This is a genomic window from Bryobacter aggregatus MPL3 (assembly GCF_000702445.1).
GTDB classification, from domain to species: Bacteria; Acidobacteriota; Terriglobia; order Bryobacterales; family Bryobacteraceae; genus Bryobacter; species Bryobacter aggregatus.
In genome coordinates, this window is sequence record NZ_JNIF01000004.1 from 699,857 (window position 1) to 713,870 (window position 14,014).

Consider the following 14,014-nt stretch of genomic DNA (forward strand, 5'->3'; position numbering starts at 1 on the left):
GCCTACTCAGCACCGTCCGTTTTCACTTTGTAGCTCTGGCTCACGGCATCGAGAGTGGTGTCGAAAGTGATGTGTTCGGGCGCCGGGTCCATCAACAAGAGTGCCTCAATCCGAAAATCCAGGCGCTGGATGGATTTCTTCGAATCGTCCCGCATCGGAATGACGCGCACGTCAGTGAGCCTTGGTTCGAAGAGCTGCACGGCTTTCTCGATTGCAGACAGAAGCCGTTCTTGTTCAATGACGCTCGACAGACTGATCGATGAGACATCCGGCAGTCCGTAGTTGTAGGCTGACTTGTTCAATTCAAGCAAGGAAGGATCCGGGGGAACCGCAATCCGTCTGGAGTTCAACAACCACTCCAGGTCCCGGCGTACAGCTGCCCGGAGCCGTCTGACCGATTCGGCGCGCGTGGGCGAGGCTTCGCTTGTGTTGCGGGGTTCCTGATCGATCAAGCGATCGACCACGGAGAGAGTAACAAGTACATCGAGTTGGAAGGCCACTAGGACACCTCCACCTTAAGATCGCAGAGAAAGCGCACGGACCGGGTCCAAACGGCAAATTTGTTGGAAAACTCGGGAGCGATCAGATGAGCTGTCGATGGTGTCCTCGTGATAGAGATAGAGGTCTACGAGTGCCTGTACGATGATGCTGCGCTCTTCCCACTCCGGCACCCGGAAGTCAGACATCTTCGATTTGATGTCCTCTAGAAAGGGTTGGGCAATCTCTTTCTGATTGGCCTGTACGCAGAGTTCAGCCACTTGGATCTGGCGTAAAAACTTACCTCGGGCAGAGGACTGCGTTTCGATTTCTGTCCGCATGATCTCGAGCGCTTTCGCCTTATCGCCACGGCGCAAGGCTTCCACTGCCACACGGAAGGGATCTGCCATCTTCTTGCGCCAGGGCAGGGGACTGGACTTGCTCGGTTGCGCTGGGGCCGGGGAGGCGGAATCGCTATCCGCGTTCTCTTCAATCGCTGGAGGATCATCTGTCAGATCGTCGATCCAGGCCAGGGTCTGCGGGTTGCAGGCCGGAGTGTCGTCCATCAGAATTGCATTGCGGATTTCGGGCACGTCGCGGACTAAGGTGCGGACTTCGCCGCGGATGGCCGTGGCGACCCCATTGTAATCATCGCCCAGGCCAATGCAGGCCTCGCAGGTCATCCGGTGCAGATCCATCCAGGCGCGGCTTGCCGGAAGCGCTAGTGCCGCCTCGGTCAAATCGAGCAATTCTTTCCATTTGGAATCGAGAAGATAAACCCGCAGTTGCCGGCGGATCTCGGTTGGCGGCGCTTCGAGAGAGCGCATTTCCCCCTTGTGGGCAGCCGCCCGCAACTCGCCAAAACGAAGACCGCGCATCATCAGATAAGATCCGGGATTCGTCGGATCGAGAGCCCGCAACTGGGCCGTCACCTGGACAGCAGATTCGATCAGTGCTTTCCTGCTGGGAGGTTCGGCGCCAGTAAAGGCGCTGATATTGATCCCGGGGCTGGCTGCCACTGGTGCGGCGCCTGCAACGGCTGCTTCCTCACTGGATTCACTGGTGGGCGCTGCTTCCTCACTGATCGGGTCCGGCTCCAACTCGCGTTTCTTGTCGAGCAGAACCTTGGTGACCTGCTTGATCTCTTCGATGGCCTGCCGGAAGCGTGTGTAAGAAGGCGAGAATTCCCCAAATTTTTCGTCGCACAGATCGCTCAACGACTTTGTCTGCGTGAGAACGAGATTTAACGTCGCGTCCAGGTTGACGTAGAACGACTTGGGGGTGACCGCAAACGAATCGTCAAATGTCTCTGGCGCGAGCTTGCCTTCGTCGAGCTTCGTTTTGCGGGATTCTCGTGCCGAATCCGAATTGATCTGGTCCTCGTAGCCGACTTCGCGGGACTCCTTGTACTTCAAGTAGGAGTAACCGTCCTTGGTCAGGCTGGCATCGCGGCTCAGCTTGATGGCCTGATTGGCCAGCCAGTCGAGCGGGGTGGCGCGAAACTCCGCTTCATCGTCTTCGAGTTCCGGATAAAGATGATCCCAGAAATCGCGGACCAACGCTTCGATCAAGCTGAAGCCTTCGATAAGCCCGGAGAAGGCGCGCTGCCGGACCGCCGCCTCTGTCAGCCAGGCAGCAAGCTGCAAGTCCTTCGAGCGCGTCGCGATGGATTCTTCACAGAGTTTGTGTGTGAGGGGCCAATCGGCGATTTTGCGCTCGCGCTTCCAATCGCCTTGGTCGATGTCCTCTTCCTCTCGTCTGGCTTCTTTGATCTTGTCGTAGACGGGGTCATAGCGTAGGTCGGCGCCGCCAGGATTTTCACCGGCGATGGGGTTGAGGATATCTTCGCGAAAGGGCATTCTTCTAGGAGTTCAAACTAATTGTCGCCGAGCTGTCGGAATGCGAAGTGCCTTCTGGCGTATCGAATTCGAGCGTACGGACTTCGAGGAACGGAACTTCCACTCCATCCACCAGGAGCATTTTCTGTCCTAGAGGATAGCTGGAGCCTTCATCCTCAACCCACAGAGTCTGCCGGCCAAGCCAAACAGATTCCTCGGGGTAGGTGAAGGAGAACGGATAAATGGCAGGGAGCAGCACTTCTCCCATATCGGTGCCTTGGAACTTAGGACCTGTCTTGATGAAGGCGGGCGTCCAAAGTGTGTCGCGGAGATTCTTCGGCTTCTCGATGCGGATCGAGGCGATGTGCTCGAATTGAACCCACATATAAGAACCTGCGCCAAAGACTTCGAGACGCGCTCCGAGGTCGTGATCGGCGTCGCGGATCTCGCTAAAGGGCTGGCCGTTGAGTTTCCCGGATACCTTGGCGTTCGCCGTGGTTTTGGGGAAGCTTTGGTTCTTATACATCGCGTGGCGTTCGCGTTCGGCATGAATCGCCGAGAAATACAAGATGGCCCCAATCTTGGCCTGTTCGCTGGCGCCAGCCAGAAGGTTGAGGTGCTTTTCGGCGCGATCCAGTTCGCCCGCAATGGAGAGGGCTTCAAAGAGTGTTGTGCGCGCCGCCGTGTCTGTGGGGTGATTACGCAGATGTCCGGCAAGCGATTCGATCGCTTGCCGGACTTGCCCTGCTTCGATGAGTTGAGCAGCAGGATTTGCCATTTTAGAGAGGCTTGTTTTCCTTGACGCTGTACTTCATGAACTTGAAGCCGTCGAGGCCCTTCTTGTCTGGTTTCTCCGGCGCATAACCGAACTCGAGTTCTTCATAAGCCAGGGAAACAGATTCAGAGGGATTCTCGCCGCCGCCAGAAACCTGGAGCGAGGAGACATACACCTGCTTCAGGATGATGTGGAAGTATTCCTGGTTGGTATCGCTGATCTGCTTCATGAAGCCGAGGGTCGCTTGCGTGAAGGCCTTGCAAATCAAGCAGTTCTTCAGTAGTTCATGCGAGGTCGGATCGACGCTCTTCATGATGCTCAACTCAGAGAAGTCCGGCCGGCCGGCGCGGCTTTCACCGGAGGCCTTGGCGCTGGCTGCTGAATTGTGTGCGCCCCAGCTGAAGCTCTGAATTTCAATCGCCTTCTTCACAACCGAGGAAGTACCTTCCAGGCCCTCGATGAGTAAGTAACTGTTTGTCATGTTGTTTGTGTTGCTCCTTCTGTATATGTAAGCGTCTACCTTGCAGTGTTTGGGTCACTGGGGCAGGAATTATTTTGCTGCTGCCGGCAATTCCGCCACAAGGCGCAACGACACGGTCAATTCATCCAACTGGAAGTGGGGGCGCAGGAAGGCGACAGCGCGATAAGCGCCAGGCTTTCCCGGAACATCCACCACGTCGATGCGAGCTTCGCGGAGCGGGCACTTGGCCTTAGCCGCCGGGCTGGCATTGTCGTCGGGAGTTACATACTGAGTGATCCAGCGATTGAGAAAGTTCTCTGCATCCGAACGCGACATGAAGCTGCCGATCTTGTCACGCATCATCGACTTGAGATAGTGCGCATAGCGGCTGACTGCCATGATGTAGGGGAGCTGGGTGGAGAGCCGGGCATTGGCATTGGCCTTGTCGTCATCGTAGAGCTTCGGCTTCTGGCCGCTCTGTACGCTGAAGAACGCGGCGTAGTCGGTGCCCTTGCAGTGGCAAAGCGGAATGAATCCCAGATCTGCCAGTTCCTTCTCACGCCGGTCGGTGATCGGCGTTTCCGTCGGGCACTTCATCACAACGTCGCCGGAGTCCGTGGCAAAGTTATGAACGGGCAGACCTTCCACAAGGCCGCCGCCTTCCACACCACGGATCGAAACGCACATGCCGTACTTCATAAAGCTGTCGGCGAGGCGAGTGCCCAGGGAGTAGGCTGCATTGGACCAGACATACTTGCCATGATCGGAACCGTCGACGTTCTCTTCATAATTGAAGTCTTCGATCGGCTTGGTGTCCCGCCCATAGGGCAGACGGCCGAGAGTACGCGGCATGCAGAGACCGACGTAGCGGGAATCTTCGCTTTGCCGGAAGCTCTTCCACTTGGCGTATTCAGTGGAATCGAATACCTTGGCAAGGTCGCGAGGCGCATCGATCTGCGTCCAGCTATCGAGATTAACGAGGCTCGGTGCTGCGGCAGCAAAGAAGGGAGCGTGCGCGGCCGATGCGACTTGCGAGATCTTTTCGAGCAATTCGACATCTTCCGGATGCTTGCCAAACTCGAAGTCGCCGATGAGTGCGCCGTAGGGAGCACCACCGAAGACGCCGTACTCTTCTTCGTAGATCTTCTTGAAGAGAGCGCTCTGATCGAATTCAGGGGCGCGCTGCAAGTCGCGGAGAAGGTCCTTTTTGGAGGCGTTCATCACACGGATTTTGAGGTTGGCGCTGGTATTGGAATTGAATACCATGTGCCGCAACCCGCGCCAGGAGCCTTCGAGCTTCTGGAAGTCCGCGTGATGGAGGATTTCGTTCAGTTGGAGCGAGAGAAGATGATCGATCTGCGCAATGCGCTGATTGATCATGGTTTCAACATCGCGTGCCACATTCATGTGGCCTTCGAGGAACTGGCCGACAAACTCCTTGACGAGATTTTTGCCACGCTCACGGGCCGGGGTATCCGTTCCGAAGCGGCCTTGCTCGACGATACTGTCAAGCAGGTCTAGTTCTTGTGCCTCTGCTGCCTGCGCGCCTGCTGCTTTTTCTAAGGCCATGGTCGCTACTCCTTATCCTTGCCAATTTCGCCCTTGATCTTCTCGAGGGATTCAGGCTTAGAGATCACATCCAAAAGAGACTCTTCCAGCTTGTCGTTCCCCTGCAGGCTGCCACGGAGATCCGACAAGCGAGTACGCAGGTCGAGCAACTCCTTCAAGGGGCCAACTTGCTTGGCGATGTTGCCTGGTTCAAAATCGTCCATGCTCTTAAAGCTCAGGTCCACGCGGAGCTGGCCGGCATTGGGATCTTCGCTCAGCTTGTTTTCAACGGTGAGGAAGAGATGCGGCTTCATTGCCTCGAGAACCTTGTCGAAGTTGTCGGGATCGATTTCGACAAACTTGCGTTCCTTGAGTTTCGGAAGCGGGTCTGTCGGGTGCCCGGTAAAATCACCAAGCACGCCCATCACGAAGGGCAGTTCTTTCAGTTCAATGGCATCGCCGACCTGAACATCGTACGTAATCTGTACGCGCGGTGGGCGAACCTTGTCCAATTTGTGTTGGGTGCTATCGCGTCCCATGGGGTATCCTCCTTGAAGATTGATCGATGAATCTGCTGCCTTCCAGGGAAGGGCTGACTTCGATACTGTATAGGAAAAACGATGTCTTGGGAATAGGGGTAAGGCGATGATAGCGCGATCTAGTAGGAAGCTGAACGCTAGCATAGGGGAAGTGGCGAATCGATGAAACAACTGCAACCGGTGATCTGGTCGAAGGGCACTTTCCTGCAGCCTCAACACCTGCAAACCCAAGATAGATATTTGGAAAGCCTGCTGCATTTCAGGCAGGAAGCATTGCGGTTTGCGCCGTATGGCTTTCAGAAGCTGGTCTTCAGCCAACAGGCGCTGGCCGCGGGGCAACTGTCGATCGAGGTCGCAAGCGGCCTGCTGGCCGACGGCTTGGCCTTTGACATTCCGGGGAGCGATCTTGCTCCCGAAGGCAAGGCTTTGGCGACGTGGTTTGAGCCGGTGCAGGGCGTAGCTCCGGCGAGCCTCGATCTTTTCCTGGCGGTGCCTACCTATCGCCATGGTGGAGCGAATGTCGGGCGTCCTCAGGTGCAGAAAGACGGCCGCTATCTCGTCGAAACCTTGTTGGTGAACGATGAGAACAGCGGGCTGGCGCAGAAGCCTGTGCAGGTGGCGCGCAAGAACTTCCGCATTCTGACGGAATACGAATTGGGCGAAGGCATGACCAGCATTCGGCTGGCGCGTGTCCGTAAGGACGAAGCGGGGCAGTTTCAATTGGATCAGTCCTTCGTTCCTCCTCTCCTCGACATAGCGTCAAATGATCACATCATGGGCCTCGCCCGCCGTACGGTCGAGCTTTTGGCGGCGAAGAGCGCAAATTTAGCCGGAATGCGCCGTCAGAAGAACTTGAGTTTAGCCGATTTTACTTCCGGCGATATCGCAAATTTCTGGCTGCTTTATACGATCAACTCCAGCCTTCCTGTGGTGCGCCATGCTTTCGAGTCCAGGCATGGTCACCCCGAAGAACTATACGCGGAATTAACTGCCCTTGCTGGCGCACTCACTACGTTTTCAAACGAGATTGAGCCGGCGGATTTGCCTCCTTACCGGCACGACGATCTCGGTCCTTGCTATCGCGATCTCTGCCAGAAGATCTACAAGCTGCTCGAGTCGACGGTGCCGACGAATTTCGTTTCGATCCCGCTCAAGCTGATGCAGCAGAGTATCTATGCGGCGTCTCTCGATGACGAGAAGCTGCTGCGCAACACGCGTTTCTATCTGGCGGTGAGCGCTGAGGTTGGAGAAGGAGAATTGATCCAGCGAACGCCTCTGCTCGGCAAACTCTGCTCGGCCACCCACATTGAGCATCTGGTTCGCAATGCCTTGCCCGGAGTCCCTCTGACGCATTTGCCGGTGCCTCCCAACAGCATTCCGGTCAAGCTGAACTTCCAATACTTCGGCCTGACGCAGGTGGGCGGGGCCTGGGAAGCGGTGGCGCGGAGCCGCAACATCGCCTTCTACGCGCCTTCTGAGCTTGCTTTGCTCAAGGCGGAGATCATCGTCGTCTTTCCTGGATGATGCTGCTGCTCTGCCTGATTCTCGCTCAAGAGCTCTTGCTCTACGACCGTCCCAGAGAGGCGGCCGAGCAGTATCTTGCGCAGGCCGCGGGGACGATCGAACTCCTTGTAGTGCAGCCCGGGCCGAATGCGTATGGTCATCACGCACTCGGCTACGGTGGCCAGTCCCACACCGATCTGGAATTGCCGAATCCTGCCTTCTTCCGGCACCTCGATTGGGTGGTCAAACGAGCAACCGGGAGAGGACTGCAGGTGAAGCTGCTCGCTCCCGGTCCTGGGAGTGGGTATCCGGAAGAAAAGCGTGCGGAGTTCTTGCGTTACCTCCGCAAACGCTACGAGCGGAATCGCAGAGTCGAGGTGTCTGTCCTCTCCCGGTAACGCCTGGATGAGCCCCTCGCCATCTCTGCGGCGCGGCACTCCTCTCAATGAAGAAATTTCTAGAATCTTCTGTTGGCTTGTCGTAAGCACTTGTCAAATCCATATATAATCCGGTGCAAGTATTTTCTGAGTTTGAATCTTCACCGGAGTTCTCATGAAATCCCTTGTCCGCTTTGCGAGCATCGTCCTGCTTTTCTCCCTTCTGTGCCCCGGCCAGACTGCCTCGTCCCTGATCCAGGGAAATGTCCGTGATTCTTCCGGTGCCGCGCTGGCCGGTATGAAAGTCACCGCTACCCTGCGCAGCACCGAAACCAACTACAACTCTGTGACCAATGCGGATGGTTTCTACGTCTTCCCGAATATTCGGCCTGGCGTCTACACCGTCACCTTTGAAAGCCCTTCTTTCAAGAAGTCTGTGCACTCCGGCTTGCTGGTGGAGGTGAATCAGCAGGCCCGCGTCGATACCACGATGCAAGTGGGTGAGGTCGCTGAATCGATCTCGGTTACGGACAGCATCAGCACCGTGGACACCTTCACGTCCTCCTTGAGCGAGACGGTTGACTCCCGGCGCATTGTCGAATTGCCGCTGAATGGCAGGCAGTCCCTCCAGTTGCAGGGCTTGGTTCCGGGCGTTATCCCGGCGGCGCAGGGACAAGCCGCATCCTTTGTTGCGGTAAACACCAACCTCACCTTCTCGATCAATGGATCGCGGCCCAGCGCCTCGGTCTACACGCTCGATGGCGGAGTCAACATGGACATGTACAACAACACTCCAAACGCGTTTCCGAATCCGGATGCGATCCAGGAGTTCAGCATTTTGACAAACAACTATACGGCGGTGCAGGGCGGTGCGCCGGGGGGCGCGGTCAATATGATCACGAAGTCCGGCGGAAATGCGTTCCATGGGCGGGTGTATGAGTTTTTCCGGAACGATCATTTGAACACCCGAAACTTCTTCGCGGCCGGAAAGCCGCCGTTGAAGAAGAATCAATTCGGCGGTAATCTCGGTGGCCCGATTCTGCAGAACAGAACCTTCTTCTTCGGCGCCTTTGAATCGAACCGGGAGCGCCGCGGCATCACAAATTCAGGCAACGTGGTTCCGACGGCCTTGGAGCGAGCGGGGGACTTCTCACAGTCCAGGCTTCCGACCGGACCTGTCAAAGATCCCCTTACCGGAAATCCCTTTCCAAACAATGTCATTCCGGCGAATCGCATCGATACGGTGGCAAAGAATTTCGCCTCAAACTTTCTCCCCTTGCCGAATCTGGGAACCAATCAGCTCACCTACAATCTTTCGATCCCCTATTCGGGCGATCAGTTCACCGGCCGTCTGGATCACAATCTCAACGAGCGGAGTCGTTTGATGCTGCGCTATTTCCTCGACGATACCGGCTATCGCAACAACGACGCCTTGCTGTCCTTCAACTCGGCCTACAACTGGGTAACGCATAACGCCACACTTTCCCACCAGTACACCTTCAACCCCACCACGACCAATACGGCAACCTTCACCTTCAACCGGAACACCTTCATCCGGTCTCCCCTCACCACGCCCGGCGCTGCAAACTGGGCTGCTCTGGGTTGCGTCTCTTGTGTGGAGGTCCATCCCTCCTCGGTCCCTACGGATTGGAATCTGAGCGTCACCGGTGGCGTTGGCATTCGCAGCAGCACGGCTTTCTTGAGCTACATGCAGAACTTCCAGTTCGTAGACAGCTTTAGCAAGACGATGGGGAATCATCTGCTGTCGATTGGTGGATCGCTCCTGCACGCCCGCCGCAATGGCCGCGAGTACTTCAGCTCTTCGCCCACCTTCAACTTTGATGGCAGCCGGAGCGCTTCAGGCAGTGGCTATGCAGACTTCTTTCTGGGCCTGCCGATTACGGTCGGACAGAATACGATTCTCCAGAGCTACACCAGCAAGTGGACGCCTTCCCTGTTCTTTGAGGATGACTGGAAGCTGAGCCGTAAGCTCACGCTGAATCTCGGCGTACGCTGGGAGCCTTATCTGCCGATGGGAGAAAAGAACAATCGCCTGATGGCATTTGTGCCGGGGCAACAGTCCACCGTGTATCCCACCGCTCCTCTGGGTCTTGTATTCCCTGGCGACAAGGGGATTTCGAACAAGATCACTCCGAATGAGTGGAACAAGTTTGCACCGCGCATCGGCTTTGCTTACGATCCCTTTGGCAACGGCCGCACCAGCATCCGTGGGGGCTACGGGATCTTCTATGACAGCCCGCGCCTGGTCCCCTACAACACCTTCTCCAGCCGCCAACCCTACTCGGTGGGTACGACGCTTCAGAACCCCTACAGCCTCACCGATCCTTATCGTGGAGCCGAGAATATTGTGAGCTCGTTGCTGCAGAATATCAGCGGCGTTCCTGCCGGTCAAACTAACTTCAAGTTCGTTACGCCGGTCTCGATCTCGACCATCGATCCAGGCTTCACCAACGGTTATCTGCAGCAATGGAACTTCAACCTGCAGCGCGAAGTAGTCAAGGACTTTGTCGCGACCGCGGCTTATGTGGGTTCGAAGGGCACGCACATGCAGATCCCCGAGGAAATCAACGGCGCGCCCTATGCGGCTGGCGCCACTTCGGGCAATATCAACCAGCGCCGCATTTACCAGCCTTTTGCGACGATCCAATCGTTGATGGCCAACGGCAACTCCACCTATCACTCGACGCAGTTGAGCTTGAAGAAGCGCTTTGGCTCCGGATACTCGATCCTCAGTTCCTACAGCTTCTCGAAATTCATCGACATGGTTGCCGACGATAGCCACGGGGGCACAACGGGTCCGGCAACGAACCCGTTCAACTACTTCTACGATCGTGGAATTTCCGACCTGAACGTGCGCCACCGCTTTGTCACCTCTGCGGTGTGGGAGCTTCCAATCTTCCGCAATGCCAAGGGTTTCAAAGGCGCGGTGCTCGGGGGCTGGCAGATGAATGGAATCGTGATTCTGCAGAGCGGGACGCCGTTCAGCGTGACGGCTGGCGTCAACCGGAGCCTCTCCGGCGGCGCGGGGGACCGTGCGGACCTGATCGGATCGGGCAGTGTGGCCACTTATGGGGATACTTCGCGTGCCAGCTTCACTCGCAAGTACTTCGATACCTCGCGCTTCGCCTTGCCGGGACTGGGCAGCTTCGGTACCGCAGGCCGCAACCTCCTGACAGGGCCCGGACTCTTCAATATCGATGCCTCGGCATTCAAGAGCTTCCGCTTTACCGAGCGCTTGATTCTGGACTACCGGCTTGAAATTTTCAATGTCCTGAACCGGCCGAATTTCGGCAACCCGGTTGGGAATTTCAGTAGCGGCACCTATGGCCAGATCACCAGCGCGAAGGATCCGCGCATCATGCAGATGGGCCTGAAACTAAACTTCTGACAGCCCGGCCTTGGCAAAAGTCTCACTCAGAATCGCCTGGGCCTCTTGCTGCAACTGCTTCAAGTGGGCTTCGCTCTGGTAGCTTTCGGAGTAAATCTTATAGATATTCTCGGTTCCGGAAGGACGTGCCGCAATCCAGCCCTGCTCAGTCACCAGCTTCACGCCGCCAATCTTGGCCTGGTTTCCGGGCGCGCTGGTGAGGATGCCTGTGATCGGATTTCCGGCCAGATTCGGGTTGTGGATATTTGAGGCGTTCAAGTTCGACAACAGCGTCTTTTGTTCCGGGCTGGCCGGGGCCTCCACGCGCTCGTAGAAGGGATCGCCCAGCGTTGTGGTCAGTTCCTGATAGATCTCGGACGGATCGCGTTGGGTCACGGCGGTGATTTCTGCTGCGAGCAGGGAGGCGGTGATGCCGTCCTTGTCCGTGGTCCAGACCTGCCCGTTCTTGCGCAGGAAGGTGGCGCCAGCGCTTTCTTCCCCCACAAAGCCAAGGCTGCCGTCCATCAGACCGTCGACAAACCATTTGAAGCCCACTGGCACTTCATAGAGCTTCCGTCCCAACTGTGCTGCCACCCGGTCGATGATGCTACTGCTGACGATGGTCTTGCCCACCGCTGTCGAGGGCCGCCAGAGTGGCCGGTGTTGGAAGAGATAGTGGATGCAGACAGCAAGGTAGTGGTTCGGAGGGAGCAGTCCCCCGGTCGCAGTCACGATGCCATGGCGGTCGTGATCGGTGTCGCAGGCAAAGGCAACAGCAAACTTGTCCTTCAGCCCAATGAGGCTTTGCATGGCATAGGGCGAGGAAGGGTCCATGCGGATCTTGCCGTCCCAATCAACGGTCATAAAGCGGAAGGTTGGATCGACGCTGCGATTGACGACTGTGAGATTTAGATTGTACTGTTCTGCAATCCGATCCCAATAGTGGACGCCGGCTCCCCCGAGTGGATCGACTCCGAGAGGAATGCGGCTGGCGGCGATGGCTTCAAGATCGAGGACATGGGCCAGATCATGAATGTAGGCCGTCCGGTAATCGTGCTCGTGGGTTGTTTCTGCCTGTAGCGCCTGCTCGAAGGGGATGCGTTTGACGCCCTTGAGCCCGTTGGCGATGAACCCGTTCGCGGTACTTTCGATCCAGGTGGTGGCATTGCTGGGTGCGGGGCCGCCGCTTGGTGGATTGTATTTGAAGCCGCCATCCTCAGGGGGATTGTGCGACGGCGTGATCACGATTCCATCGGCGAGCGCCGGTGTCCTGCGATCACGATTCGCACACAGAATGGCATGAGAGACGGCAGGCGTGGGCGTGTAAGGCGTGCCGGCGGAGATCATGGTCTCCACGCCATTGGCCGCAAGCACTTCCAGTGCGGAGCGGTAGGCGGGCACCGAGAGGGCATGCGTATCGATGCCCAGAAAGAGTGGTCCGCAGATGTTCTGCTCCCGCCGGTACTGGCAGATCGCCTGCGTGATGGCCAGGATGTGGTCCTCGTTGAAGGTCGCCTGGAGGGACGAGCCGCGATGCCCTGAGGTGCCAAAGCTGACCCGCTGTACTGGGTTCCCGGGGTCGGGATGGATCTGGTAATACGCCTCTTCGAGCGCGGCGACATCGACGAGTTGGGTGGGGTGTTTGCCAGCGAGCGGATGCACGGTCATGGGAGTCTGTTGTCCTATTGTGCGATGAAAAAAGGCAGGATGCCGAGAGGGCTTCCTGCCTTTCAGATCGTGAAATCTGGTTGGACTAGATGTTCGTGAGGTGTTCGACGCGACCGGTGCTATCGCCGATCTTCTCCGGCTTCACACCCATCTGGTCTGCCATGGTCATAAACAGATTTGTCATCGGGGTGCCCTTGCGGTACTGCAGGTGACGGCCGCCCTTGATCTGATTGCCGCCGTGGCCGCAAAGGATGGCAGGCAGGTCGAGGTGCTCGTGCTTGTTGCCGTCGCTGATGCTCGAACCATAGAGAACCATCGAGTTATCAAGCAGCGTGCCGTTGGAGTCCTTGGTCTTGCTGAGCTTCTCAATGAAGTAAGAAACCATCTCGACATGGTGTTGATCGATCTTCTGCAGACGTTCGATCTTGGCCGGATCGTTGAAGTGATGCGACAGACCATGGTGAGCGTCCGGCACGCCAATCGAACGATAGGTGCGATTGCCGCCTTCGCGGCCAATCATCATGGTGATCACGCGGGTCAGATCGGCTTGGAACGCAATCGTCATCAAGTCAAACATCAGCTTGATGTGTTCTTCAAAGGTGGGCGGAATGCCCGCGGGCTGGTCGATGGCCGGCAGCGCGATGTTGCGGCCCGGATTCTCCGCCTTCTGGATGCGGACTTCGATCTCGCGGATCGAATCCATGTACTCGCTCAGCTTGCGGCGGTCCGAGGCTCCCAGTGTGGCGCCCAGACGCTTCGCATCTTCATTCACGAAATCGAGAATGCTGCGATCCTGGCGGGCACGGAGCGCCCGGGCCTGCGGATCGGTCGTGTCGCCATCGCCGAACAGACGTTCAAACACCGCGCGTGGGTTCGTTTCGAGCGGAACCGGTGTCGAGGGGGAGCTCCAGCTCAGCGTGTTGCTATACGCACAGCTATAGCCGGAATCACAACCGCCCACCATGCGGTTGTCGTCCAGGCCCAACTCGAGCGACGGGAGCTGCGTGGCCTTGCCGAGTTCTTTGGCCATCAACTGATCGATCGAAATGCCGGCCTTGATATCGAGCCCTTCCGTCTTCTTCGGATGGACGCCGGTCAGCCAGGTGGCGCCTGCACGGGCGTGATCGCCTGCGCCGTCGCCTAGCGATTGCCCATTGTAATGATCGAGACCGGACAACACGGTGATGTGCTCCCGCATGCTCTCGAGCGGCTTCAAGGTCTTTGAGAAGCTAAAGTCGGTTGGCTTCTCGCCGGTCACCACCGGCTTCCAGTCCTTCATAATGATGCCGTTCGGCACATAAAGGAAGGCAGCCCGGACGGGGGCCACACTTGCCGCCGTCGGCGCAAATGCGGGTGTCATCGCGTCCAGGGCAGGAAGAGCCAGGCTGGCCATTCCGATGCCGCGCAAGAAGGTTCTACGATCAAGTGATTTCCGAGTCAT

Annotated in this window: 11 protein-coding genes; 3 read left to right on the top strand and 8 right to left on the bottom strand. The window is 57.3% G+C overall.

What is annotated here, in order from left to right; translation table 11 throughout:
- Positions 1–2: 2 nt before the first annotated feature.
- The 6 genes from tssE to tssB form a co-directional block, all read right to left on the bottom strand.
- A complete protein-coding gene (gene tssE, locus M017_RS0122725; RefSeq protein WP_031500532.1) occupies positions 3–500 on the bottom strand; it encodes a type VI secretion system baseplate subunit TssE in 498 nt (165 codons plus the stop codon).
- A 15-nt stretch (positions 501–515) separates the two neighbouring features.
- On the bottom strand, positions 516–2,336 hold the full coding sequence (gene tssA, locus M017_RS0122730) for a type VI secretion system protein TssA (protein WP_031500533.1): 1,821 nt from the start codon (positions 2,334–2,336) through the stop codon (positions 516–518).
- A gap of 4 nt (positions 2,337–2,340) precedes the next feature.
- Positions 2,341–3,093, bottom strand: coding sequence for a type VI secretion system accessory protein TagJ (locus tag M017_RS0122735; RefSeq protein WP_031500534.1), 753 nt, complete (start codon positions 3,091–3,093; stop codon positions 2,341–2,343).
- Between the two features lies 1 nt (position 3,094).
- A complete protein-coding gene (locus tag M017_RS0122740) occupies positions 3,095–3,571 on the bottom strand; it encodes an Hcp family type VI secretion system effector (RefSeq protein WP_031500535.1) in 477 nt (158 codons plus the stop codon).
- Between the two features lie 69 nt (positions 3,572–3,640).
- The gene (tssC, locus tag M017_RS0122745; protein ID WP_031500536.1) at positions 3,641–5,119 is read right to left on the bottom strand and encodes a type VI secretion system contractile sheath large subunit; all 1,479 of its coding nucleotides are present in this window, start codon (positions 5,117–5,119) and stop codon (positions 3,641–3,643) included.
- Between the two features lie 5 nt (positions 5,120–5,124).
- Entirely contained in the window at positions 5,125–5,637 is a 513-nt protein-coding gene (gene tssB, locus M017_RS0122750; protein ID WP_031500538.1) for a type VI secretion system contractile sheath small subunit, read from the bottom strand.
- Positions 5,638–5,799: 162 nt separating this feature from the next.
- Between tssB and tssK the strand changes: the two genes are divergently transcribed.
- The 3 genes from tssK to M017_RS0122765 all read left to right on the top strand — a co-directional run bounded on the left by tssK (position 5,800) and on the right by M017_RS0122765 (position 10,926).
- The gene (tssK, locus tag M017_RS0122755) at positions 5,800–7,161 is read left to right on the top strand and encodes a type VI secretion system baseplate subunit TssK (protein ID WP_031500539.1); all 1,362 of its coding nucleotides are present in this window, start codon (positions 5,800–5,802) and stop codon (positions 7,159–7,161) included.
- A complete protein-coding gene (locus M017_RS0122760) occupies positions 7,158–7,538 on the top strand; it encodes an apiosidase-like domain-containing protein (protein ID WP_031500540.1) in 381 nt (126 codons plus the stop codon). Before tssK ends, M017_RS0122760 begins: the two co-directional genes overlap by 4 nt.
- Positions 7,539–7,692: 154 nt before the next feature.
- Entirely contained in the window at positions 7,693–10,926 is a 3,234-nt protein-coding gene (locus M017_RS0122765; RefSeq protein WP_031500541.1) for a TonB-dependent receptor, read from the top strand.
- Here M017_RS0122765 and pgm read toward each other — a convergent pair.
- Positions 10,915–12,573, bottom strand: a complete 1,659-nt coding sequence (pgm, locus tag M017_RS0122770; protein WP_031500542.1) for a phosphoglucomutase (alpha-D-glucose-1,6-bisphosphate-dependent) — start codon at positions 12,571–12,573, stop codon at positions 10,915–10,917. The genes M017_RS0122765 and pgm overlap by 12 nt on opposite strands.
- A gap of 85 nt (positions 12,574–12,658) precedes the next feature.
- Entirely contained in the window at positions 12,659–14,014 is a 1,356-nt protein-coding gene (locus M017_RS0122775) for a DUF1552 domain-containing protein (protein ID WP_238326017.1), read from the bottom strand.